At 33.6% G+C, this 25,707-nt stretch carries 20 protein-coding genes and 6 pseudogenes; 23 read left to right on the forward strand and 3 right to left on the reverse strand.

Annotation, left to right across the window (positions count from 1 at the left end; translation table 11 throughout):
- Positions 1–504: 504 nt before the first annotated feature.
- A complete protein-coding gene (locus MHH45_RS02905) occupies positions 505–1,767 on the reverse strand; it encodes an APC family permease (RefSeq protein ID WP_016132916.1) in 1,263 nt (420 codons plus the stop codon).
- 125 nt (positions 1,768–1,892) lie between these two features.
- Between MHH45_RS02905 and MHH45_RS02910 the strand changes: the two genes are divergently transcribed.
- The 10 genes and pseudogenes from MHH45_RS02910 to MHH45_RS02955 all read left to right on the forward strand — a co-directional run.
- Positions 1,893–2,807 carry a LysR family transcriptional regulator gene (locus MHH45_RS02910; RefSeq protein ID WP_016115109.1) on the forward strand — a complete coding sequence of 305 codons (915 nt, stop codon included), beginning with the start codon at positions 1,893–1,895 and terminating at the stop codon, positions 2,805–2,807.
- 49 nt (positions 2,808–2,856) lie between these two features.
- A complete protein-coding gene (gene recQ / locus MHH45_RS02915) occupies positions 2,857–4,974 on the forward strand; it encodes a DNA helicase RecQ (RefSeq protein ID WP_016132915.1) in 2,118 nt (705 codons plus the stop codon).
- 23 nt (positions 4,975–4,997) lie between these two features.
- Positions 4,998–5,375 (forward strand): gamma-glutamylcyclotransferase family protein, encoded by a 378-nt coding sequence (locus MHH45_RS02920; protein ID WP_016115107.1) that lies wholly within the window; start codon positions 4,998–5,000, stop codon positions 5,373–5,375.
- 68 nt (positions 5,376–5,443) lie between these two features.
- Positions 5,444–5,644: pseudogene (locus MHH45_RS02925) on the forward strand (hypothetical protein); the annotation flags it as partial.
- Positions 5,645–5,872: 228 nt separating this feature from the next.
- The gene (locus MHH45_RS02930; RefSeq protein WP_016115106.1) at positions 5,873–7,969 is read left to right on the forward strand and encodes a HelD family protein; all 2,097 of its coding nucleotides are present in this window, start codon (positions 5,873–5,875) and stop codon (positions 7,967–7,969) included.
- 683 nt (positions 7,970–8,652) lie between these two features.
- Positions 8,653–10,356, forward strand: coding sequence for a M4 family metallopeptidase (locus MHH45_RS02935; protein ID WP_016131481.1), 1,704 nt, complete (start codon positions 8,653–8,655; stop codon positions 10,354–10,356).
- A gap of 167 nt (positions 10,357–10,523) precedes the next feature.
- Entirely contained in the window at positions 10,524–11,594 is a 1,071-nt protein-coding gene (locus MHH45_RS02940; RefSeq protein WP_016115103.1) for a Rap family tetratricopeptide repeat protein, read from the forward strand.
- A 5-nt stretch (positions 11,595–11,599) separates the two neighbouring features.
- Positions 11,600–11,728 (forward strand): hypothetical protein, encoded by a 129-nt coding sequence (locus tag MHH45_RS02945; protein ID WP_003197979.1) that lies wholly within the window; start codon positions 11,600–11,602, stop codon positions 11,726–11,728.
- Between the two features lie 214 nt (positions 11,729–11,942).
- Positions 11,943–12,793 (forward strand): annotated as a pseudogene (locus tag MHH45_RS02950) (IS3 family transposase); the annotation flags it as partial.
- A pseudogene (locus MHH45_RS02955) lies at positions 12,792–13,556 on the forward strand (transposase); the annotation flags it as partial. The pseudogenes MHH45_RS02950 and MHH45_RS02955, both read left to right, overlap by 2 nt.
- Positions 13,557–13,688: 132 nt before the next feature.
- Here MHH45_RS02955 and MHH45_RS02960 read toward each other — a convergent pair.
- Together MHH45_RS02960 and MHH45_RS02965 are read right to left on the reverse strand one after the other, a co-directional pair.
- Positions 13,689–14,012, reverse strand: a complete 324-nt coding sequence (locus MHH45_RS02960; RefSeq protein ID WP_016115099.1) for a hypothetical protein — start codon at positions 14,010–14,012, stop codon at positions 13,689–13,691.
- Positions 14,009–14,218 carry a helix-turn-helix transcriptional regulator gene (locus MHH45_RS02965; protein ID WP_016115098.1) on the reverse strand — a complete coding sequence of 70 codons (210 nt, stop codon included), beginning with the start codon at positions 14,216–14,218 and terminating at the stop codon, positions 14,009–14,011. The genes MHH45_RS02960 and MHH45_RS02965 overlap by 4 nt, the downstream gene beginning before the upstream one ends.
- Before the next feature lie 979 nt (positions 14,219–15,197).
- Between MHH45_RS02965 and hblC the strand changes: the two genes are divergently transcribed.
- From hblC to MHH45_RS03030, 13 genes and pseudogenes are all read left to right on the forward strand, one after another.
- Complete coding sequence (hblC, locus tag MHH45_RS02970) at positions 15,198–16,517, forward strand: hemolysin BL lytic component L2 (protein WP_077294711.1); 1,320 nt, start codon at positions 15,198–15,200, stop codon at positions 16,515–16,517.
- 70 nt (positions 16,518–16,587) lie between these two features.
- Positions 16,588–17,808: a hemolysin BL lytic component L1 gene (gene hblD / locus MHH45_RS02975; RefSeq protein ID WP_016115096.1), complete on the forward strand. Its 1,221-nt coding sequence runs from the start codon at positions 16,588–16,590 to the stop codon at positions 17,806–17,808.
- Between the two features lie 30 nt (positions 17,809–17,838).
- Positions 17,839–18,966 (forward strand): hemolysin BL binding component B, encoded by a 1,128-nt coding sequence (gene hblA, locus MHH45_RS02980; RefSeq protein WP_016115095.1) that lies wholly within the window; start codon positions 17,839–17,841, stop codon positions 18,964–18,966.
- 220 nt (positions 18,967–19,186) lie between these two features.
- Positions 19,187–20,278 (forward strand): annotated as a pseudogene (locus tag MHH45_RS02985) (HBL/NHE enterotoxin family protein); the annotation flags it as partial.
- Between the two features lie 425 nt (positions 20,279–20,703).
- Positions 20,704–21,417, forward strand: coding sequence for a class I SAM-dependent methyltransferase (locus MHH45_RS02990; RefSeq protein ID WP_016115093.1), 714 nt, complete (start codon positions 20,704–20,706; stop codon positions 21,415–21,417).
- A gap of 347 nt (positions 21,418–21,764) precedes the next feature.
- The gene (locus tag MHH45_RS02995) at positions 21,765–22,103 is read left to right on the forward strand and encodes a DUF952 domain-containing protein (protein ID WP_016115092.1); all 339 of its coding nucleotides are present in this window, start codon (positions 21,765–21,767) and stop codon (positions 22,101–22,103) included.
- 93 nt (positions 22,104–22,196) lie between these two features.
- Positions 22,197–22,961: a serine hydrolase gene (locus tag MHH45_RS03000; protein ID WP_088093679.1), complete on the forward strand. Its 765-nt coding sequence runs from the start codon at positions 22,197–22,199 to the stop codon at positions 22,959–22,961.
- A 90-nt stretch (positions 22,962–23,051) separates the two neighbouring features.
- Positions 23,052–23,399, forward strand: a complete 348-nt coding sequence (locus MHH45_RS03005; RefSeq protein ID WP_229161695.1) for a GNAT family N-acetyltransferase — start codon at positions 23,052–23,054, stop codon at positions 23,397–23,399.
- 18 nt (positions 23,400–23,417) lie between these two features.
- Positions 23,418–23,525 (forward strand): annotated as a pseudogene (locus MHH45_RS03010) (MmcQ/YjbR family DNA-binding protein); the annotation flags it as partial.
- Positions 23,526–23,631: 106 nt separating this feature from the next.
- Positions 23,632–24,225 carry a DUF2441 domain-containing protein gene (locus MHH45_RS03015; RefSeq protein ID WP_016115089.1) on the forward strand — a complete coding sequence of 198 codons (594 nt, stop codon included), beginning with the start codon at positions 23,632–23,634 and terminating at the stop codon, positions 24,223–24,225.
- 68 nt (positions 24,226–24,293) lie between these two features.
- Positions 24,294–24,386, forward strand: a pseudogene (locus MHH45_RS03020) (MmcQ/YjbR family DNA-binding protein); the annotation flags it as partial.
- Between the two features lie 3 nt (positions 24,387–24,389).
- The gene (locus tag MHH45_RS03025) at positions 24,390–24,944 is read left to right on the forward strand and encodes a YdcF family protein (protein WP_016115088.1); all 555 of its coding nucleotides are present in this window, start codon (positions 24,390–24,392) and stop codon (positions 24,942–24,944) included.
- 101 nt (positions 24,945–25,045) lie between these two features.
- Positions 25,046–25,660, forward strand: a complete 615-nt coding sequence (locus tag MHH45_RS03030) for a DUF4241 domain-containing protein (RefSeq protein ID WP_016115087.1) — start codon at positions 25,046–25,048, stop codon at positions 25,658–25,660.
- The last annotated feature ends 47 nt before the right edge of the window (positions 25,661–25,707 follow it).

The raw sequence follows: 25,707 nt of genomic DNA on the forward strand, positions 1-25,707 counted from the left end.
ACAAATGGAAAGGGTTTTGTGTATTGAGAAAAAATTTTAAGCAGACATTTACGGTAGCCATATACATGTCGAATTTTTATGCTTGTGTTCAATTCATAGAGTAATGAAGGAATAAAAAAGACCTGCAAGTAAGAAGCAGGTCGTAAGAAGGGGCTTTAATCCAACAGATTAATTAAACGTTATCAATTGTAATGAATGAAGTCCATAGGTTATGTGTTGAGAAACTTTGTATGAAAGATATTAATGTTTTGTATTCTTGAAAAAGAGATTGAAAAGAGATGTTAAAATCTTCCTATACGAGAATAAAGGTCGATATTTATAAAGAGATTCATATTTCCAAGCATCACGATTAGAAACCTTGAGTTGTTTATTTGAAGAGCGAAAAACAATTAGATTATTGTTGCGTTTCATAAATAAACCTCCCTTAATTTGATGCAGGTATATTATGGAAATGAATCTGTAATTTGTGTGAGAAATAGTTTAAATGAGAATCTTTTCTTTTCATTATCGTATTGAAATTTCCTTTTCATAAGTATTTGGTCTGTTTTTGAAGTACTGTAACCCATAGAAACCAACTAGTATTCCAATACTTATTAAAATCCAGATGGAAGAGAAAGAGAGAATGATAAGAAAACAGACAATCAAACTTAAAGAAAGAATTTTGTTAAAGATACCTGGTAATAATTTATATGCTGCAAAGATTCCACAAATGGCATTACAGATAAAGAAAGCATTTGCAATGGCTACGATTTGTTCTACTGTAATGCAATCGTTATAAAGACAGATAAATACAATGGTATGTATGCCGATTAATAAAAGTAAAGAATAGATTGATACATTCGATTTCGTACGATAGGAAAGTTTATATAATTTCTTTATATATTTTGCTTCAGAAGCGATAAGACGCGAGACCCCGCCAACAACTAATAAATATGTACTCATGCAAAGAACAGTAGTAATAAAGGCGATAAGAGGAACAGCAAACTCTCCAAATAAAGTAGCTAATATGGCTGTTATTCGTAAGTCTTCTTGATGTGAACTAGGAATTACAATCCATTGTGTGGCGCCTGCCACGACAAGACAAACAACCGTTACAGTAAGTGTGCTTATCGTAATTGCTTGTGGGATGGTTTTTTTTCGATTTTTGACATCCATACTGTAATTCCCAATAATCTCCCAACCTACTAAAGCCCAAAAGAGCAATAAAATACTATATCCAAAATCTCCAAAAGAAAAAGATGTTTGAACTAGCTGTTCCGATCGAAAATGAGGGATAGAACGAATTCCACCGCTCAGTAAAAGAACGGTTGCAGCTGTTGAAAATACAAATGATATTTTTCCAATAGATGATATATCTAATAATAAAATCAATACACAAAGGCTCATTAAAAGAAAACCAATTCCCTCTAATGGAACTTTAAAGTTTGAAAATAAAGCCGCTATATATTGACTGGCTGTCATAAGAACAGCTGTAGGTCCTAGACAACCTGCTATGATAAAGAAAATAGAAGTTAATTGCTTCATAGAAGGTCCAAAAGCTTGATCTACCGCATGTGCAACCCCAGATTCATTAGGGAAGAGAATGCTTAACTTACCAAATAAGGAAGCAAATAGAAAACCAATCCCCATAATAAGTAGCCAAGCGATAATGGCATAATCTCCAGTTGTTTTGTAGATAAGTGGAGGAAGTAAAATAATCCCAGACCCTAAAATTGGACCAATAATTAAACCGCTGAGCAGTACTGGTCCTAATTTTTTCTTTCTCATATATGTATACATCTCCTTTTGAAAAATTGTGTTTCTTCTATTGTAATTCGAGTTTATCTATCAGTAAAATAGATATATATGAAGTTATTAATCGGAAATTGCGATGTTAGAATGGAGAGATTGAGATGGAGATTCGGCATTTAAAAACATTTAAAACAATTGTTGAGTTAGGAGGATATACACGGGCAGCCGACTATTTAGGATATGCACAATCTACTGTAACAGGGCATATTCAAGCAATTGAACAAGAAATGGGACAGCCTTTATTCAATCGATTAGGGAAAAAAATGGTGTTAACAGATGTAGGAAAGCATTTACTTCCTTATGCAAATGAAATGATTGCTTTGTCTGAGAAAGTAAAACAAATCCCAAGCGTGGATAATGAGATTACTGGAAAAATTGTAATTGGTGCCCCAGAATCATTAACAATTTACCGCTTGCCATCTATTCTTCATGAATATAAAAAGAAGTATCCAAAAGTAAAAATTACATTAAAAGCTTCAACGTGTCGGGAATTGAGAAATGATTTAAAGAGTGGAAATATAGATATTGCTTTCCTCTTAGACACTGAGCGTCATGAAGAGGATTTACATATTGAGCAACTTGTCATGGAGCAAATGGCGTTTGTTTTTCCAAAAGATTACACTGTGACACAAACAGATTCGCAAGATGTCCAATTTTCTCAAGAGGAAACGTTTTTGTATACGGAACGTGGTTGCAGTTACCGAGCATTTTTTGAACATTATTTACAAAGGCAAGGCATTCAACATGAAAGTACATTTGAATTTTGGAGTATTGAGGCGATAAAACAATGTGTCATGTGTGGATTAGGGATTTCTTTACTACCAATTATTACGGCCCAGCAAGAGCAGAAAGACAAGAAACTACAAGCTGTTATTTTAAATGAAGCAAAGTTTGCAACACAACTTGTATATCATAAAAATAAATGGTTTTCTCCAGCTTTACATGAGTTTTTAATAATTATTCGTAAGCATGCGAGGGGATGGAAAGAAGTAGAGAGTACAGTGACTTTTAACTAATGATATAATATTAATAGATGAAAGACTAAGAAAAGCAGGTGAATCTTTTTTGTTTACAAAAGCACAAGAACTTTTAGCTTCCTATTTTGGCTACTCGTCATTCCGTAGAGGGCAGGATGAAACAATTAAAAATGTATTGGCTGGAAAAGATACAGTTTGTATTATGCCAACAGGCGGTGGCAAATCAATTTGTTATCAAATTCCAGCACTAGTATTTGAGGGGACGACATTAGTTATCTCACCTTTGATCTCACTTATGAAAGATCAAGTAGATACATTAGTACAAAACGGGATTTCAGCTACATATATTAATAGTTCTATTTCAATTACAGAAGCAAATCAACGAATCCAATTAGCGAAACAAGGTCATTATAAGTTGTTATATGTGGCGCCGGAGCGTCTTGATTCAATGGAATTTGTAGATCAATTAATTGATATGAAGATACCGATGATCGCAATTGACGAAGCTCACTGTATTTCGCAGTGGGGACATGATTTCCGTCCAAGTTATTTACATATACATCGTATATTGGACTATCTTCCAGAAAAACCACTTGTACTTGCGTTAACTGCGACTGCAACACCGCAAGTGCGTGAAGATATTTGTCGTGTGCTAGAAATTGATCAAAAGAATACAATTATGACAACGTTTGAACGGGAAAATTTATCGTTCTCGGTAATCAAAGGACAGGACCGAAATGCATATTTAGCGGATTATATTCGTCAAAATAAAAAGGAATCTGGAATTATTTATGCAGCGACAAGAAAAGTTGTTGATCAGTTGTATGAAGATTTATATAAAGCAGGCGTTTCAGTTGCACGTTATCATGCTGGAATGAATGATCATGATCGAAATGAACAGCAAGAGCGATTTTTACGTGATGAAGTGAGTGTTATGGTAGCGACATCTGCATTTGGTATGGGGATAGATAAATCAAATATTCGTTATGTGATTCATTATCAACTCCCGAAAAATATGGAAAGTTATTATCAAGAAGCAGGACGTGCTGGTCGTGATGGATTAGATAGTGAATGTATTTTGTTATATTCTTCTCAGGATGTACAAGTGCAGCGTTTTTTAATTGATCAATCTACTGGGGAATCACGTTTCTCAAATGAACTTGAAAAACTGCAACATATGACCGATTACTGCCATACAGAACAATGTTTACAATCATTTATTCTAGAGTACTTTGGAGAAGAGCCGAAAGAAGATTGTGGACGCTGCGGGAATTGTACGGATGAACGTGAGAGCGTCGACGTTACGAGAGAATCGCAAATGGTCTTATCGTGTATGATTCGAACAAACCAGCGATTTGGAAAGCAAATGATTGCACAAGTATTAACGGGATCAAAAAATAAAAAAGTAATTGAATTTAATTTTCATACATTACCAACTTACGGTCTTTTATCGAATCGTAGCGTAAAAGAAGTAAGTGAGTTTATTGAGTTTTTAATTTCAGAAGAATTAATTGCGGTGGAACACGGGACGTATCCAACCTTAAAAGTGACAGCCAAAGGGAAAGAAGTATTACTCGGAAATGAAAATGTGTTACGGAAAGAAAGAGTAGAAACAAGACAGATTGTAGGGGACCATCCACTGTTTGAGATATTACGTGAAGTGCGGAAAGAAATTGCACAAGGAGAAGGCGTACCACCGTTTGTTATTTTCTCTGATCAAACGTTAAAAGATATGTGTGCGAAAATGCCACAAAGTGAAAATGAGTTACTACAAGTAAAAGGGATTGGGGAGCATAAACTTGCGAAGTATGGTTCTCACTTCTTACAAGCAGTTATTCATTTTATGGAGCAAAACCCAGATTACGCTGAAACGATGAAAACAGAAGTTGTTACGGAACGTAAGAAATCTGGAAAAGCATCAGCAAATTCTCACTTAGAAACGTATGAAATGTATAAACAGGGAACTGAGTTAAGTACAATTGCCAAAGAACGAGGCTTATCACGTCAAACGGTTGAAAATCATTTAATTCGTTGTTATGAAGAAGGAATGGAAGTAGATTGGCCAAGTTTCGTTCCACCAGAATACGAATCTCTTATTGAATCAGCAGTACAACATGCAGAAGGCGGATTAAAATCTATTAAAGAACAACTTCCAGATGAAGTGAGTTACTTTATGATTCGTGCTTATTTACAAATAAGAAAATAGAGAAGTATTAAGGGGACAGGGAAATGCACTATGTTTTTGTTTATGGCACTTTAAGAAAACAACAAGCAAATGCCCATTATTTACATGGGGCAACATGTATAGCTGAAGAAGCATGGACTCATGGGAAACTATTTGATACAAATGAAGGTTATCCTGCAATGATTTGTACAAAAGAGGATAAAGTACATGGAGAAGTGTATGAAGTAGATGATGAGATTTTAAAAAAGTTAGATGAACTTGAAGAATATACAGGTAATCCAGAAAAAGATTTATATGATCGGATTACACAGACCATCTATTTTGGGGATAGAAGTATAGGGGCATATGTCTATATTGCACAAAATGACGGGATGTTACAGAGACTAATAATTACTGGTGATTGGGCGAGTTATCGAAATTGAATCGATAAGGGAAGTATGGTTCCATTTTGAAAGTATTCAGGCTCTTTATTCTTCTGATATATACGTGTATAGTAAAAGTTTTGAAAGCGATGGCAGAGTATCATGATATTTCACTAGGCGTTTTTCTTGAAAGAATAGTTCTTCACGCTTTTGAAAACAAACCTGTATTTAGCCAAGAGAGTCTTGAAAAGGTTAAAGCTATAAAAGAAGTTTATGATATGGATTATGGTTTAGAAATCAGCCGTAGGTGGAATGATTCGGAAAATTAGAGGGATTTTATTTATGCCTTTATCTATTTTATCAATGAACATTTTTGTACGAATGTTTATCGTATAAGAGAAAAAAATTAAATAATGAATAGTGAAAAAAGGCGGGATTACTTCTTGTATTCTTATATTTTAGAAAATTCCCGCTCGAACTATTGACTTTATAAATGTATTTTTTATACAATTGTATCTCGACTGAAAAATTCGAACGGACAGGAGGGAATCAGCATTATGAGTACTATATTTGAAGAAGAATTCCAGCGGATGAAAAAAACTTTATCTACAATGGATGAACAACTAGATAAACTGGAAAAAATTCCAGTTTATTATGGAGAGGATTTTAAAGAGCAAATTCTTGAAAGTATGAGGGAGTCAAATCGGCAAAACCTACGTATTGGTGTGCAAGAACCATACTTTGGGCGATTGGATTTTCAGGAGGATGGACAGCCAGAACCAAACCCGATTTATATTGGTAAAGTAGGTGTGTCTGATGAAGAAACGATGAAACCAATTGTTATTGACTGGCGCGCACCCGTTGCTAGTATGTTTTATTCATTTACTGGTGGTGAAGAACCGGCTTTTTATCATTCACCAGATGGCTTAGTAGAGGGCGATGTGTATTTAAAAAGGAACATTGCTATTCGCAAAAGAGAACTGGAACGTGTTGTTGATACATATGTAAAAGGAAGTGAAGATGTATCTCTTGCAGATGATTTTCTTCTATATCGATTAGGTGAAAATAAGGATAATAAATTAAAAGATATCGTTTCGACGATACAATCTGAACAAAATGATATTATTCGTGCAGAGAAAAATATGCCATTATTAATTCAAGGGGTTGCAGGAAGCGGAAAAACAACAATCGCTTTACATCGCCTTGCTTTTTTAATTTATGAATATCGCGAGCAGCTAGAGGCAGAGAGAATGATTGTATTCGCTCCAAACAGTTTGTTTTTAGATTATATTTCTAGTGTACTTCCTGAACTTGGTGTAGGAAATATTAGGCAAACAACATTTCAAGATTGGGCGCTAAATACATTAGATGATGCGGTGAAATTGAAAGATACTGACGAAAAGTTGAAAGAAGCTTTTTCGATAAATCGCGATGATAAAAAGGTTATGCTCGGTAAATTAAAAGGAACGATGAAATTCAAGTCATTTATTGAAGAAAATATTGTTCAATTTGAAAAGAATTTATTGCCAACAAAAGATTTTGAGGCATGGGATAAAGCATCTATTACAGTAGAAGAAATTAGAAAATGGATGCAAGTGGAATATAAGCACTATCCATTAAAGAAGCGTAGAGAAAGATTAGTCGGCCGAATAAAGCGCTGGATTGAGATTGAACTTAAAAAGTTTGAAGGAACAAATGAGAAAAAAGCATTAAAAAAAGAAGCTACAAAGAGATTAAATGCCTATATGAAATTTTGGCCTAAAATGAGCCCGTTATCATTTTATAGTTCGATGATGAAGCAAAAAGAAGTATTGGAAGTTTTGCCTGAAGAACTTGTTCAGGAAACAGAAAAAAATTGTCGTAAAAAAGAAGTGTATGTAGAAGATTTAGCACCTCTTATTCATATTCACCATCGATTAGCAGGTATCGAAATCGGGCAAAAATTCCACCATGTTGTTATAGATGAAGCGCAAGATTTTTCACCATTCCAAATTTATATACTAAAAGAAATTACAATGGGTAACTCGTTTACGATTTTAGGTGATTTATCGCAAGCAATATATGATTATCAAGGGATTGAAGACTGGAATGACTTTAAAGAAGTATTTCAAGAAACCGGTTATTATGAACTGACGAGGAGTTATCGTTCTACAAAAGAAATTATTGAATTTGCAAATGAAGTCATTAAAAATGCTGAAATTCCAGTAGGACTCGCAACCCCTGTTTTCCGTAGTGGTGAGAAAGTAAAGGTTATTTCTACGGACAATCAATTTGCTGCAATTGTAAAGACTCTACAACATATGCAGAATGAAAATGTGAAGACGATTGCTGTTATAGGAAGAACAGATGATGAATGTCGTGATATATATGAAAAGTTAACAGCTACAGGAATCACTGCTAACGTCATCGAAGCAAACCAAAGTAAATATGAGGGTGGTATTTCAGTTGTACCTGTGTATTTAGCAAAAGGATTAGAATTTGATGCGGTACTTCTTGTCGATGTTGATGAAGTACATTATAAAGGTACAAAGCATGATGCAAAATTATTATATGTTGGATGTACAAGATCTCTCCATGATTTGCGAATTTTCTATTCTGGGGAAGCATCACCTTTAATTCAAGGAATACAAGAAGAGTTTTATGAAAGTAAATAATAGATGTTTCAAGAGGATTTTCAAGTAATGAGGTAGCACCCCATCGTCATCAACCTAACGAAATTAAATACCCTAAAAACGAAAATTTTCTTTCTCTACAGTTAGTTCTTTTGAGAATTCAGCGTATTTTTTTAGTTTTAGAGAATAATGAATTTCTTAACCTAACGGCTATGAGTGCTATCTCCTATAGTGAATATTTTTTTAAGCGGTTCAGGAATAAACATAGGCTGTGGAGAAGACTTTCTCCACAGCCTATGTTTATTAATAGGAGCAGTTTTTAGTATGTCTTGAGTAAAAACTTTGATCTCTTCATGTATAAACTCTGTTGAAATACGATTCCTGATTTGTTTCCTCCACAATCCATTCTGCCATCATATAAAGTAAAAAAGAGATAAGAACACTGTATGAAGTATAATCTCTCTTCTCGAATATATATTCTTAGCCCACGTAACCGGCTACTAAAAGAATTACCTTCTTCAACCGTTTTCCTTTAGAATATCTCATTCATTATAAACATTAATTTTTTCTAGAATAATGGAATTTAAATAACGGATTATCGACATTAAATTATGTAATTTTGCATAATGTTACATAAATTCGGCATTTTCTCTTTTTTTTGACAAGAATAGACAGTATACTTTTTACAAGTTTAATATTTCAGAAAATTATACGAGGTGAAAAACATGAAAAATAAAAAAACATTAGCTACAGTTGCATTAACAACAGGAATAGCTTTAACAACTGTAACACCATATGGACTAGGTCATGCAGAGGAAACAGATCAACTACAAGTTCAAATGCAAGAGGATTCGTTTCGTACAGGTGAACTTACACGACCATCACAAAAGGCACCAGAAAATGTAGTAAAAGATGCTCTTAAGGAGAAGACAGAGCAAGCTTTGTCTCCAAAACAAGTTAATGGAGAAACGGGAGTAGATTATAAGGTTCTTCAAAAGCGTGGTTCTTATGATGGAACTACACTTGTGCGTATGCAACAAACATATGAAGGAAAAGAAGTATATGGGCATCAATTGACTGCACACGTAGATAAAAAGGGTGTTATTAAAAGTGTTTCAGGAGATAGCGCGCAAAATTTAAAACAAGAAGATTTAAAGAAGTCTATTAATCTATCACAAGAAGAAGCGAAACAATATATTTATACGAAGTACGGCAATGATATCAGGTTTATTTCTGAGCCAGAAGTAAAGGAAGTTATTTTTGTTGATGAAAATAATGGACAAGCCAGCAATGCATACCAAGTTACATTTGCTGCTGCAACACCGAACTATGTATCTGGAACCTATTTAGTGAATGCTCATAATGGTGATATGTTAAAAAATATGGTACAAGAATCAGATTTAAAAGCAAGTGAAAAGCTTGTTGGAGCCTTAAAGGAAAGTAGAAAAAGCAATCTTACATCATTAACTGGAACAGGAAAAGATGATTTAGGTACATCTCGTACATTTGGTATTTCTAAACAAAGTAATGGGAAATATGCACTTGCTGATTACACTAGAGGGCAAGGAATTGAAACGTATGATGTGAATTACAGAGATATTACTAAAGAGGAAAGCTATTACCCTGGTACACTAGCAACTAGCACTTCAACAACATTTAATGATCCAAAAGCGGTAAGTGCTCATTTCTTAGCAACAAAGGTATATGATTTTTATAAAGATAAATACAAGCGTAATAGTTTTGATAATAAGGGACAAAAAGTAGTTTCAGTTGTACATGCCTGGGATTCTGGAGATACAAATGATCCGAAGAATTGGCAGAATGCATTCAGTGCTAATAATGGTAGCATGCTTGTATATGGAGATCCTATTGTAAAGGCATTTGACGTAGCAGGACATGAATTTACACATGCGGTTACATCTAGCGAATCCAACCTTGAATATTCCGGAGAATCTGGTGCGATTAACGAGGCGTTATCTGATATTATGGGAACAGCTATTGAGAAATATATAAACAATGGGAAATTCAACTGGACAATGGGAGAACAAACTGGATCAGTTTTCCGTGATATGGCAAATCCATCTTCAGTTCCTTCTTCAACTGGAGTACCGTATCCAGATGATTATAGTGAATTTAACGATTTTAATGGATGGGATAATGGAGGTGTTCATTTCAACTCAAGTATTATTAATAAAGTTGCGTATTTAATTGCAAAAGGTGGCACTCATAACAGTGTAACTGTAAAAGGTATTGGCGAGGATAAAATGTTTGATATTTTCCATTATGCAAACACTGATGAATTAAACATGACTTCTGGTTTCTCTGAATTGAGATCGGCATGCCTTCGAGTTGCAGCAAATAAATATGGGGCGAACTCAACTGAGGTTCAAGCAGTTCAAAAAGCTTTTGATGCAGCAAAAATTAAGTAAGTGAAAAATATAGTTCTTATCCGTATTGATGAACTCAACACATAATTTGTATAAGCAAGAGATAGGCCAGGTTCTGCCATTGTTTCGACAACATTATGGAAAGTTAGAATAAAATGCCGGAAAATTTGTTTTTGTTATAATATTAATATAATAGGATGAGGAATATTATGGATACACATATAATAGCAAAAGAAGAAATAATAACATTATTAAGCAGTTGGTATAATGCAATTATTTCTCAACATATAATAAAAGCTAAACACTTAAAAGAAGAGATTGATAGAAATATTCATAGTATTGAAGAAGACTCTAATATCTCTATCTATTATTCCCTACTTAACTTTAGATATAATTTACTGGTTTGTGATATAGATGGTTCTAAAGACTGTCTAGAAAAGATTGCTCCATTTCCAGAACAAACCGAAACGTTTTTGAAATATTATTATCATTTCTTCAAAGCTATTTATGCAATTTCAGTTGGAAATCATAATGAAGCTAAAGAACAATATGAGAAGGCTGAAAAACTCTTAGCAACTATTCCAGATGAATTAGAAAAGGCTGAATTTGATTGCATGTTTGCAGTATTCCATTATCAATCCTTAAACCCGTTGTTGGCTGCTAAATATGCTAATAAGGCAAAAGAGGTATTTTCAAAGCATACAGGATATGAAATGAAAGTTGCTTCCTGTCAAAACACCATAGGACTTGCTTGTACTAAACTTAGGCTGTATGAAATTGCTGAGGAAAATTTCATTTCAGCTCTTAGAATATTTGAAAAATATGGCGAAGAACAACTAATAGCTAAAGTGAAACATAATTTAGGATTATTATATGCTGATCAAAACCTTTCAGAGTTAGCGATTAAGTATTTAAAGGATTCTTTAAAAAATAACCCTAAAACTATGTTTTTATTAGCTAGGGAATACTATAAGTTAGGAAAAAATTTTCTTGCTGCAGATCTAATTGAACAAGGATATAACCTTACAAAACTTAAAGAATATAAGTGCCATTTTGCTATCTTAAGAGAACTGAATAAGGGAGCAGAGATTGAGGAACTAGAGAAAGTCATTATGACAGGAATATATTACTTCAAGAAAGAAAATCTATGGGGTCATGTAAAAGAATATGCTTCAATTCTTGGAAATAAATTCTATGACCTAAACAATTATGAAAAAGCCAGTAGATTCTTGCACACTGCCCTAGATGCTGACAAAAAAGATTTGGAGAAGGGAGCCTAAAAATAATGAAAAAAGTACTTTTAACTGTAATGATTTTTACAGGGATTTTATCTTTTGGTGTTGCTAATCAATCTATTAAAGAGCCATCAGCTAAAGCTAATCTACTTTGTTTAGATCATGGAGAAACTATCTAATTGAAAAAAGAGAGTGCCTTTTTGGGAAAAGGGACTCTCTTTTTTCAATTATTTTATTATTTATAATTGTCTTTTACAGTATCGACGAAGTTTTCATATTTTGAGTGTAAGGCAACTGGAAGCGAAACATTAGTAAATGGATAGGCTACACTGAACTAGACAAAAAAATTAAGGTCAAGTAGACTACAACTAATATATTTGAGGAGAATCTACTATGACGAACAATAAAAGAGAAAGAAGAACCTTTACAGCGGAATTTAAGCACCAAATGGTTCAACTGTATCAGAATGGTAAACCAAGGAAAGACATCATTAAGGAATATGGATTAACACCATCATCATTGGATCGATGGATCAATCAAAATCATACGTCTGGCTCGTTTAAAGAGAAAGATAATAAGACCGCTGAACAACTAGAGTTGGAAGCGTTGAGAAAACAAAACAAACAACTTCTTATGGAAAATGATATTTTAAAGCAAGCAGCGCTGATACTAGGACGAAAGTAAAAGTAGTGAAGAATAACCTACATAAATACTCAATATCAGCAATGTGCAATGTCCTACAATTATCAAGAGCAACGTATTATTATGAAGCCAAACAAGCACAAGATACAGTAGATGAATTGTCACCACTCGTGAAAGAAATCTTCCGAGAGAGCCGTCAGAACTATGGAACACGAAAGATAAAAGTAGAACTAAAAAAGGTAGGATATGTGATTTCACGTCGCCGTATTGGGCGAATCATGCAGAACCAAGGTTTAGTATCGAACTATACGATTGCACAATTTAAGCCGAAGAGAGTTAGCTGTAACGAAGAAAACATTTCAAACGAACTCAATCGTCAGTTCAACCAACAAGAAGAGCTGGCTGTAGTCGTAAGTGATTTAACATACGTCCGTGTGAACAAAAAGTGGAATTACGTATGTTTATTAGTCGATCTCTTTAATCGAGAAATCATAGGCCATAGCGCAGGCCAAAAGAAAGATGCCGAGCTTGTTTCACAAGCTTTCGCAACGGTGAAAACAAACTTAAATCGGATTACCTTATTTCATACAGATCGAGGAAATAATGATTGAATCTGGGGCAAAGCGAATAGCTACGAAGGCGTCTAAGGCACTAGCAGACGTAACAGCAAAGTCTATAACAATTGATGTCCCTCATTTAGTTGGAAGGCAAAATTGGGTAATTGAAGAAGCGTTACGAATTGAAGAAAGTATTAAAGGGATTGACAATCACATCCAAGAACTACTTCACGGAAATACAAGTAAAGGTATTAAACCTCACCCTTATACAGAGTTATTATACTCTTTCCCTTTCATGAGCGATAATTGGGCTTGTACCCTTATCGGAGCCATTGGTGATGTTGAACGATTTAATACATATAAAGAGTTCAAAAAATATCTTGGTGTTTCGGCTGAAAATAAACAATCAGGGACATCAGTAAAGGGTACGAGAATGACCTTTAGTGGCGTTCGAGATGCACGTCGCGTTCTCTTTCAAATGGCGATGATTATCATTGCGATGAAAAAGCAACCGTCCGTATTCAGCTCCTATTATCATCGTCTTGTAGAGCGTAAAATGAATGGAAAAACAGCAATTGGGCATATGTGTGGAAAGATTGCCAAAATCCTTTATATGATTCTTAAAACGGGGCAAAAATATGACCCTGTAAAACACGCACAAGCAACAGGTATTCCTTGGGATTCTGTTTATGACAAAAGAACTAAAAATGTCAACTCGGAGAAGTTTTTTCAAGAAGCATTAAAGCTTGCGGGGGATTCAACATCTAACGATGTTGAATTAATTGAAACAGATGTGGACATAAAATGAGCCGAATTTCCTAACTATAAGAGAGATTCGGCTCCGATTAGGGGGTATTTTGCTTTGTTAGCTTGATAGCGATGGGGCGGGCCCCCTTTTATAAATTTTGAGTTTGTTCATTCCTTCTCATTTCACGATAAACTATATTCTTTTGTCGTAATATTTTATAGCAAAATACTCTACTATATGCCGTGACATTATAACCAAAGCTATAATAAGTAAAGTATTGGATAATGCAACTTTAATGTTTATGTCAACTACTGTTCCAAGAAAAAAGCCTAATAAAACTAACAACGAAATTAATTTATAGAATTTGATAGTAACATTATTCGCTTTAATCAAAATCAGTTGCCATCTTTCATCATTTTTGTAAGATGTTTGCCGCTCTCTTCTTATGTGATCGTTTTTCCATACGAAAAATCCTAAAATAATCATTACAGCTAAACCAAAAAAATTAATAGTCATTGTTCTTCCTCCTCCTCAAATAAAAATACATCTACTATACTTACATCCAATGCTTTTGCTATTTTAAATGCAAGTTCAAGAGAAGGCGTGTATTTATATTTTTCTATTGATATTACAGCTTGTCTTGAAATACCAACTTTTTCTGCCAAAGTTTCCTGTGTCCAATTTCTTTCTGCTCTTAAAATCTTAATTCGATTTTTGATCAAAAATAAATACCTCCAATGTAATCACTTGCTTACATTTATTGTAATCAATAAATTACTTTTTGTAAACAAGTGATTACATTTATTTGTGTTCGATTTCTGTTCTAGTTTTCCTATTAACTTGTCGATATTCGGACTATTGTCTTTTTTTGATCTTCTTCATGGGGCGGGCCCCCGTTAAGACTTAAAAAACTAATTTTCTGTAAGTGTTTTAAAAGATAAAAAACAACTGTTTACGGTATAAAAATAGTGCTATTACTAAGAGGGATTTTTTACTTCCCCTTAGGATAGCACTACACTACATTAAATAACTTTATTGTCATTTTACATAATCCGCCTTTACGTTGAGTACATGTATTCAACGTAAGGGCCCCTTTAAATTCGTTTTTTAATTTTCTTAGTTAAGGTAATGTGTATATCTCGGCTGAACCCCTAGAAGAAAATTTCCCCTGTAATATTTATGGAAAATCAAATTACTATTCATAAGATAATAATAGTATGAGTTATTTATTGTTGATATGACTATATTTATATGTAATTTTGCATTTCCAAATAAAGTGAAATTGCATATGAAGTACCATTAAATTATATTAAAAACATTTTCTAGTAAGAGATTAATATAGATTAATGAAAATCACTATATTGTAGGTTTAATTATCATAGTATAATTATTTCACTTAGTGAAGTGATTAACAATATTTAACTTTTTTTAATATAATTTTTTTCTATTATGAATATAAAATATCTGAATTGTTAAATACAAATAATAAAATTTTGTTGTTTACTTATTAAAAACATAGTGTTTAAATGAGGGGGAAGTAAGGTCCTTACATTCTATGAGAAGTAAATAATAACCAGAGTTTAACACTCTATCCGAAAGAATTCTCCATCCTCAAGTGTATGCAAGGAGAGAGCCTAGCGCTTGGTCGTTCAAGATGTATGAATAAGATTGTAAAAAGACAATAGTAAAGAGGTGTACGGAATGAAAAATAAAATAATTAAAGGATTTCTAATAACATCAATTGTTACTGGGGCAGTTATTCCTATCAATACTCTCGCAACGCCTATCGTTCAGGCAGAAACGCAACAAGAGAATACGGATATTTCCTCATCATTACGAAAATTAGGTGCACAATCTAAATTAATCCAAACATATATAGATCAAGCTTTAATGAGTCCTAATGTACAGCTAGAGGAAGTCCCAGCTTTAAATACGAACCAATCCCTAATCAAGAAAGATATGAACGAATGGTCATCGGAACTTTATCCAAAATTAATTCTATTAAATGCAAAAAGTAAAGGATTTGTAACTCAATTTAATAGCTATTACTCAGCATTAAAAGGGTTTGTAGACAATAAAGAAGATAAAGAAGGGTTTGTGGATAGACTAGAAGTTCTTCAAGATAAAGCTACGACAAACCAAGAAAACGTGCAACGTCAGATTAATGAATTAACAGATCTTAAATTACAGCTTGATAAAAAACTTAAAGATCTCGATACTGATGTGACAAAAGCGCAGGTTGCCCTAAGTTCAGATGGAACAGGGAAAATCGACCAGCTAAAAAATGAATTACTAAATACCCAAAAATCAATTCAAAATGATTTACAACAAATCGCATTGTTACCAGGAGCTTTAAATGAACAAGGGTTTGTTATATTCAAAGAAGTCTATGATCTTTCAAAAAATATCATTGAACCTGCTGCTCAAACAGCGGTAGCAGCGTATAACAAAGGAAAAGAAATTAACAACTCTATTTTAGAAGCAGAGAAAAAAGCAGAGCAAGAAGCGACAGAAAAAGGTAAATCTGCTCTAGAGATTGAATCGGCTAAAAAAGCAGCTCGTGAAGCAATTGAGAAAAGTAAACAAGCTGAAATAGCTGCAGCTGCAGTTGCAAAAACGAAAGAGTATGACCTTACGAAAGTTATTGACCCTAAACAAATTAAAAAAACATATAGTGCCTTTGCTGAAGTAAATAAACTAACAGCAGAGCAACGAGCACATTTAGATGATTTAGAGACACAAAACCAAAAGTTTTATGAGTTAACAAAAAACCTAACAGTAGCAGATTTACAAAAATCAATGCTTCTTATTACGCAAAATGATTTACATACATTTGCAAATCAAGTAGATGTAGAACTTGACCTACTAAAACGCTATAAAGAAGATTTGAATCTAATCAAAAATAATATTACAAAATTATCTACTAATGTTGATACAACTGACCAGCAGTCTCAAAAAGATACATTAAGACAATTAAAAAATGTAACAAGTTACCTTGGAGAACAAGTTAATAAGTTTTAATATTAAGAATTTAATAAAAATAATATGAAGATTATAAGAATCTATCAAAAAACTGAGAAGGAGAATAGTTATGAAAAAACTTCCATTTAAAGTGTTAGCTGTAGCCACTCTAGCAACAGTTATAACTGCTACTAACGGTAACACTATGCATGTACTTGCACAAGAACAGACTGCCCAAGAACAAAAAGTAGGGAATTATGAATTAGGGTCTGAAGGGCTGAAGAAAGCATTAACTCAAACAGGATCTAATATTCTTGTAATGGATTTGTACGCAAAAACAATGATTAAACAACCGAATGTAAATTTATCCGGTATTGATTTAGGTTCAGAAGGAGCAGAATTACTCAAAAGCATTCACCTTAATCAGGAACTGTCACGAATTAATGCGAATTATTGGTTAGACACAGCAAAGCCGAAAATTCAAAAAACAGCACGTAATATTGTAAATTACGATGAAGAATTTAAAAATTATTACGATACATTGGCAGCTGCTGTACAAAAGAAAGATAAAGCAGAGTTAAAAGATGGAATAAATGATTTAATCACTACAATTAATACAAATTCACAAGAAGTTACAGAAGTAATTAAGATGTTACAAGACTTCAAAGCAAAACTGTATGACAATTCTACAGGGTTTAAAAATAATGTTGATGGACAAGGTGGATTAACGGCACTATTAGCCGGAAATAATGCCCTGATTCCACAACTTCAAGCTGAAATTGAGAAGCTACGTTCTACTCAGACAGAGCATTTTAACAATGTATTAGCATGGTCAATTGGTGGTGGATTGGGAGCATTCATTTTAGTTGCTGCAGCCATTGCAGGAACGGTAGTAATTGTTGTGACTGGCGGTACAGCAACACCAGCTGTTATTGGTGGTCTTACAGCTCTCGGTGCAGCTGGTATCGGTTTAGGAACAGCATCTGGTGTCATTGCGTCTAAGAATATGGACTCCTATAACGCAATTTCTAACAAAATCGGACAATTAAGTACGAAAGCCGACCTTGCTAGCCAAGCAGTTATTTCGCTTACGAACGCGAAAGCAACTTTGACAGATCTATATCAAACAGTGGATCAAGCGATACTGTCTCTAACAAATATCCAAAAACAATGGAATACAATGGGGGCCAATTATACAGATTTACATGATAATATCGACTCTATGCAAGAACATAAACTTTCTTTAATACTTGATGATTTAAAAGCTGCTAAACAAAGTTGGAGTGATATTCATAAAGATGCAGAATTCATTTCGAAAGACATCGCTTTTACACAAGAAACAAAGAACTAAAAATCAAAACCTATATAGGAGGAATATGAAATGCTAAATAAAATCCCTTACAAAATACTTGCTGCATCGGCGCTTTTAGCTTTGACAACAACTTCTGTAGTCTCACCAGTAGCAACTTATGCAAGTGAAATTAATCAAACTAACAATGGAGATACGTCTCTTTCTGCAAATACAGACGGGATGAAAAAAGCTTTGCAAGATGCTGGAGTATTTGCAAAATCTATGAATGAATATTCTTATTTATTAATTAATAATCCAGATATTAATTTTGAAGGGATTACTATTAATGGGTATCCAGATTTACCTGGTAAAATTATACAAGACCAAAAGAATGCTAGAGCACATGCTGTTACATGGGATACGCAAGTAAAAGGACAGCTTTTAGATACATTGACAGGCATTGTCGAATACAATACAACGTTTGACAATTATTATGACACAATGATAGATGCGATTAATACAGGGGATGGAGATACTTTAAAAGAAGGGATTACAGATTTACGAACTGAAATTCAACAAAACCAAAAGACTGCACAAAATTTAATAGCAGAATTAACGAAGTTAAAAGATAATGTTGGACAAGATGTTAGAGCATTTGGAAGCAATAAAGAACAATTGTACTCGATTTTAAAAACCCAAACAGCTGGGCTTGAGGACGATCAGAAACGTCTAGATGAAGTTTTGGGGCAAGTAAACTATTATAAAAAATTAGAATCTGATGGATTTACAACAATGAAGGTTGGCGTTTTTGGCCTATGGTGGATTGGTGGTATAATAGTAGGTACAGCAAGAGATAATTTAGGCAAGTTAGAGCCGTATGTAGCAGAAATACGTAAGACTGTAGATTCTAAAACAACATTAAATCGTGTAGTTGGAGTTGCGTATAATAATACTGATCAGATGCATAAGGCGATTGATAATGCGATTAATGCTCTTACTTATATGTCCTCGCAATGGACTGATTTAGATAATCAATATGCTGGGGTACTGCGACAGATTGATAAGGCAGCTGGAAAAGCTGATCAAAATAAATTTAGCTACTTAAAACCTGCCTTGAAGACAGCTAAAGATCTTTGGAAAACATTACACGAAGATGCAGTCACAATAAAAGATGGAATAAAAGAATTAAAAGTGGAACCTGCTACTCCGCAAAAATAAGGAAATATCGGTTCTGAATCAAGGATTATATCTTTAAATTTTAGTATAGAAATTATTAATTCCTCATAAACCAAAAAGGCGGAGTCTGATGAAAGACTTCGCCTTTCACTATAAATACTACGAAACAAAGTTGGGATGATATTCGTAAAGATACAGAACTAATTTCACTTTTAAAAAAGAATAGAACTTATACTCAAAACCTGCATAGGAGGAATATGAAATAATGAAAAAAATCCCTTACAAACTACTCGCTGTATCGACGTTTTTAACGATTACAACAACTTATGCAGTCACACCAGTAGCAACTTTTGCAAGTGAAATTGTGCAAACTAACAATGGAGATATGTTTCTTTCAGCAAATGAAGAACAGATGAAAAAAGCTTTGCAAGATGCTGGGGTATTTGCAAAATCTATGAATGAATATTCTTATTTGTTAATGAATAATCCAGATGTGAATTTTGAAGGAATTATTATTAATGGGTATGCAGATTTACCTGGTAAAATTGTACAAGATCAAAAGAATGCTAGAGCACATGCTGTTACATGGAATACGCAAGTAAAAAAACAGCTTTTAGATACATTGACAGACATTATTGAATATGATGCAAAATTTGACAATCATTACGGAACATTAGTAGAGGCGATTAATTCCGGGAATGGAGCTACTTTAAAGAAAGGGATTACAGATTTACGAGGTGAAATTCAACAAAACCAAGAGCATGCACAAAAATTAATACAAGAATTAACTAAGTTAAAAGAAGATATTGGACAAGATGTTAGATCATTTGGAAGCGATAAAGATCAGTTGCAGTCGATTTTAAAAAACCAAGGTGCTGATGTTGAGGCCGATCAAAAGCGTCTAAATGAAGTTTTAGGACAAGTAAACTATCAGAAAGACATAGAATCTAAAGGATTGACAATGGTAAAAGTGCCCTTTCTTCCCACATTGATTGCTGGTGGTATAATGATAGGTGATGCAAGAAGTAAATTAGGCTGGTTAGAGCCTGAATTAGCAAAATTACGTCAGACTGTAGATTATAAACTAACATTAAATCGTGTAGTTGGCGTTGCCTTTAATAATATTGATCAGATGCATAGCGCGATTGATAATGCTCTGAAATCTCTTACTTTTATGTACGACCAATGGAGTGATTTAGATCGTCAATATGGATCGGTTCTAGGGTTTATTGATAAGGCATCTGAAAAAGCTGATCAAAATAAATTTAAATTCTTACTACCTAACTTGAATGCAGCTAAAGACAGTTGGAAAACATTAAAAACAGATGCGGTTACATTAAAAGAAGGGATCAAAGAATTAAAAGTGCAACCCGTCACTCCGCAAAAATAAGGAATGTGCTTATTTTCTTACTACTAGTAATGGAATTTATGTAAATTACCAAAGAAACATCTTTATTCACTGAGAAGGTATAGCTACTCCATTTGTAATATTATTGCAATGATTGTAATGATAATTCTGAAAAGTTGAAATCAAATTCTAATGCTAAGGGTATTTCTAATTGTTTGGTTGGATTTTCAGAAAGAGTAAGGTAAATACTTTTAAAATAATATAAAAGGAAAATCAGGTGCCTTTATGCGTGTTAAATTAGCATAAATAGGCATATGTAGAGAGTTCAAACTTATTTGAATTTAAAGCATTGTTAACCCCGGTGAAACACGAATTATTCTAATTGTTAGTACAATTAGAATATAAGATTTAATTGGAAAGAAGGGGTTATTATGAAAGAAACAATTAATAGTTATGAAGATTTATTGGATATGTTAGATTCGTTATTGCGTGAACCAACTCAATTTTGGGATGATTTTTATTCTAATCGTGAAAAAGGAGTTCCCTTTTTTACTAATAAACCAGATGAGAACTTAGTTAATTATTTCGAGAAAAAATTACTTAATCCAGGAAAAGTTCTTGAACTCGGATGCGGTCCAGGCAGGAATGCAATTTACTTTGCTGAAAAAGGATGCTTAGTTGATGCAGTAGATCTATCACAGGAATCAATTCAATGGGCAACCGAACGGGCAAAAGAAAAAAATGTAAATATAAATTTTATTTATAACAATATCTTTGACTTACAAATTGAAGAGGGTACATACGATATTGTATATGATTCAGGATGCTTTCACCATATTGCTCCACACAGAAGAATGAGTTATATAGATTTGGTGAAAAAGGCTTTAAAACCAGGTGGTTATTTTGCAATCACTTGTTTTGTTCAAGGTGGAGAATTAGGTGGAGCAGACATAACGGATTGGGAAGTATACAAACTGCAAAGTCTTAAAGGTGGATTAGGTTTTACAGATAAAAAACTTAGAGCCATCTTTAAAGATTTTTCTGAAGTAGAAATACGTAGAATGAAAGAGATAAAACAATCGAATAAAGTATTTGGTGTCTCTGGACTTTGGACAGCCTTATTCACGAAAAATTCCACTGAATAATAAAAAATGCTATTCTTTTTGTAGAAATATACAGAAAGGATGGCGTTTTTGGTATGAATATATCGATTTTTGATGAGCTACAATTGTTTTCTAAAGAATTACAACGAAAAAGTAAATCTCGTTGGCACAACTATATAGTCGCTTTTTTAGGGATTCAAGGAAAAACTAAGCTTAAGAAGATGGGGTTTTAGTGGTTGCAACCTCCTTAATTGATAAGTCAAAAAGCAAAATAATTTCGTTTTGTGAGCATTTTAAAATCTGAGGTTGATGGGCATGTGGCGTTATCCCGTAACGAGCGGGAAAATCCTTTTATTGTTTCTATAAAGTAGGGAAGAAGGAGATTGACTATGATTACAAAGGTAATGGGAAAAAGTGCATGGGAAGTAGCAAAAGCAAAAGGAAACATAATGGAAGCTTCACTGATGCAAGAAGGGTTTATTCATTGTTCTTTTTTAGAACAATCTCTTCAAGTGGCAGAAAAGCATTTTAGTACTGAAGTGGAGTTAGTATTACTTGTAATTAATCCGTCGTTAGTTGAGGCGGAGATAAAATATGAATTGGCTTCTAATGGTCAAAACTATCCACATATATACGGAACCATAAATGCTAATGCTGTTGTGAAAGTAGTAGAACTTCAGAAAGAAAATGGCGGCTATGTTTTACCAGTAGAGTTGGAACAAAAATAGGAGAATGCATTTGTTAACCTCATAAAAGGATTTTTGATTCGTATTATCGAAATACTGAGAGGGATAAAAACGAAATCGAGAAGAGGCGTACAAATGGAGGAAGTAATCAAGAAAATAAAGGAGATAAAATCAGGTCAAGTAGGTATAGTTGCTTATTCGGCAGAAAGCCAAAATATAGTCGCTTTATATAATGATGATTTATTGGTTCCACTAGCGTCTGCCGCAAAGGTTGCAATTGGATTTGCTGTAGCTAAAATGGTTGAAGAGAATCAAGTTCGCTGGAGTGATGAAATCGCAAATATCGTATTTAATCCGAAAGAAGATAGTAAAGAAATATATCCACATCTACAAAGAAGAACCGTATTAACACTCAAAAGTGCTGTAGAAGTAATGATTGCATGTCATGACAATTGTATTGCACAATCTGTTGTCAACTTTTGCGGGGGATGGGAAGAAGTAAATAGGAGAATTCAATGTTCTTTTTCAAAGATTTATATTACGAAAGACCCAAGGGATATGAAAAATGTTGGGGAATTAAAACAAGTTCTTAAACTTTTAATTCGTATATTCCAAGGATATGAATTGAATCCGGTGCTATGGGAACCAATTATAAATGAAATGGTGAGACAACAAGGACAATATGAAGGAATACCAGGGTACGACTTAGCCCATATGACAGGTGGGTTACCTACAGCTGTTATAAATATCGGTATACTAGGAACATTTTATGAAAAACCATTGCTTTATGTGATTGGAGGAATGAAGTTACCAAATCGTTATGAAAATCAAGAAGCAGATATAAGAATGAAAGAAACACTACAATGTTTGTATAAAAAATATATAGAATGCTATATATAGTGATGAGAAAGGAGAATAGACTTGAAAATTATACAACAAAATAATTCAAAAGACAGCGAGTACATTAAAAATAAAGTAATCCAATACAATATGTCTATACTACCAGATGAGGTAAAAAGCCCATTAGAACATATAAGTTTTCTATTAAAAGACGATGTTAGCAAAATATTTGGGGGCATAACAGGCACAATATATTTCTATCACCTTCATATTGATTTTTTATGGGTGGATGAGTCAGTACGTCATGAAGGATATGGTAGTCAACTAGTAAATAAAATCGAAGAAATTGCCAAAGAGAAAAACTGTAGACTTATATTACTTGATTCATTTAGTTTTCAAGCACCTGAATTTTATAAGAAACATGGTTACAGGGAGTTTGGGGTAGTTGAAGATCACCCTAAAGGGTATAGTCAACATTTTTTAGAGAAACGTTTATAAGTACTACATAATTATATTATGGAAGTAACACGTACATGCTGTCTTTCAAAAAGAAAAGCAACTGAAGATTCTCCAGACGGATGGAATGCTACATGTATGAGAATTCATAATAAAATATTTGTGATTGATCCACTGATGAATAAAGAAACTGAAACTAACTATTCTTTACGGACAAGAGTGATGGGAATTACATAATATAGTCAATATGATGAAGACCAATAGGAGACAGACCATGAAAGAGAACGAATTGTATGTTTATCACATTGTTACTAGGAAAAAAATGATTCTTGGGCAGATAATTAACTTTGACAAGAATCAAAACAATACCTTATATCGCTTCTTTTTTGAGAGGGAACAATTGAATTCTAAAGGCGAAGACTTTATTCAGATTTTACAAGATCATTATACAAATGAAGGTTTGAACATGAATAAAGAAAATGCCGAAGTAGCTATTAAGTATGTAGACCAAACAATCAGAGCTATTAGAGAAGTAATAGTAGAAATGGTTAGACTACAAGAATATCCTGAATATCCTTCAAGATTGTCTTGCTTATACGCTGCGAAAAGCTATGAAGATGCTTTGAAATGGAAAGAATTATTTGATTCTTATAATCGGAAAGTTTTGCAGATTGTTAAACTTCGAGTTATTGGGAATTCTTTTTTGGGGGATGGAAATCTTTTACCAAAGGAAGATGGTGTTCCTTTCTCTCGAAAAATTGAACAAGCTAAAGAATATTGGAAGGGTAATGTAAAAAACGAGCTTCCAGAGCTGTTGATTAACGGAAAAATTGTAGTGGTAGAAATTATTGATGATTTCTCAGCTTAAATTCTAGGGAAGTTGTATATATCGGCTTTCCTAGAAAAATTATAAAAAATCAACTCTATTTGTTAACAGAGGTAATAAATCAAATGATAGATTGGTCTTATGATTTAGTTTTGCAATCTTTTTCGAAAAAGAAGCAGAAAGAGATTTTGGGAGAGGAATAGATGATGTCTTATCCATTCGATTGCATTACCAATTTTATTTTTGTTGAAACTGAAATTTCTCCAGCAGATGTAATTTTAATTCCTGGTGCTAATCATCCTCAACTCATGGAAAAAGCTACTTCGTTGTATAAACAGGGTTTAGCACCCTACATACTTCCATCTGGCGGATATAAACCACACGTAGGAACGACTGAATGGGATTTTTTAAGAAATATTGGCATTGCAAATGGAGTGCCTGAAGAAGCGATTTTAAAAGAAGATCAAGCACAACATACTTTGGAAAATGCACGTTTATCGTTGGAAGTTTTACAAAATACAGGTATAGAACCTAAAAAAGTTATCATTGTCTGTAAAGCGGGGCACTCGCGCCGGGCATTATTATGCTATCAAGCCGAGTTTCCAAAAGAAACTGAGTTCTTCGTCTCATCTGTAATCGACAGGTATGGAATAACTAAGGAAAATTGGTTTACGACTGAAATTGGAATCAGCCGTATAATGAATGAAGTTGAGAAAATCGGTAAGTACATTGGTCCTCATATTTCGAATTGGATGAAATAACACGTGAATTTTGTCTATTTTACTATAAACAAGAGACTGGATCGATGTATCCTCTATTTAGTAAAGTCTACTAATAAGAAAATGAAAGGAAGAGAAACATTATGTCAAAGCTGTTACATGAATTATCTAAATCGAATAGTGAGGTCCTACGTCCTGAAGTATTAGACCATTTAAAAGTTACTTCAGGTAAAATGGTTGCTTGTGATCCTCTTATTTTTAATAAAAATTCTTTCGAGCAAACAATTCAGCCCGGAACATATCCAATTGTTACTTGGTGGAACGAGGAAGATGGTGTAATTGCTGGTGCTGAATTAAAATTATCAGAGTCAAAAGTGACAGAGTGGAAGATGGCAACAAAACCAGGGCAGAATGTAAGTGAACTAGAGGAAGGATATATTTTTGGCTACCCAGTTGATACGGGTCTAGGATGTTTTGCAGATGTTGAAGCAATTGATAAATTAGAAGAAATAGAAGATAGACTACAACAAGAATTAGGAGAAGAATTTATTAGTTTGTATGATGATCTAATAGATGACGTACTAACAGAACATGATGATGAGTGGGGGAATTGTGTAGTATGTGAGGAAACAGAAAGTAATATTATTATATTCCGTTCAGGTTATGGTGATGGCTTTTATCCTTCCTATTGGGGATTTGATGAGAACGGGAAAATCGTTTCACTTGTCACTGATTTTCAAGTGTTATATGAAAAATAAGCTAATGATGATATAGGTGTCAATCATGTTTTGACTAGTGGGGGAGG

Source organism: Bacillus sp. FSL K6-0042, from assembly GCF_038006685.1.
Classification (GTDB): domain Bacteria; phylum Bacillota; class Bacilli; order Bacillales; family Bacillaceae_G; genus Bacillus_A; species Bacillus_A pseudomycoides.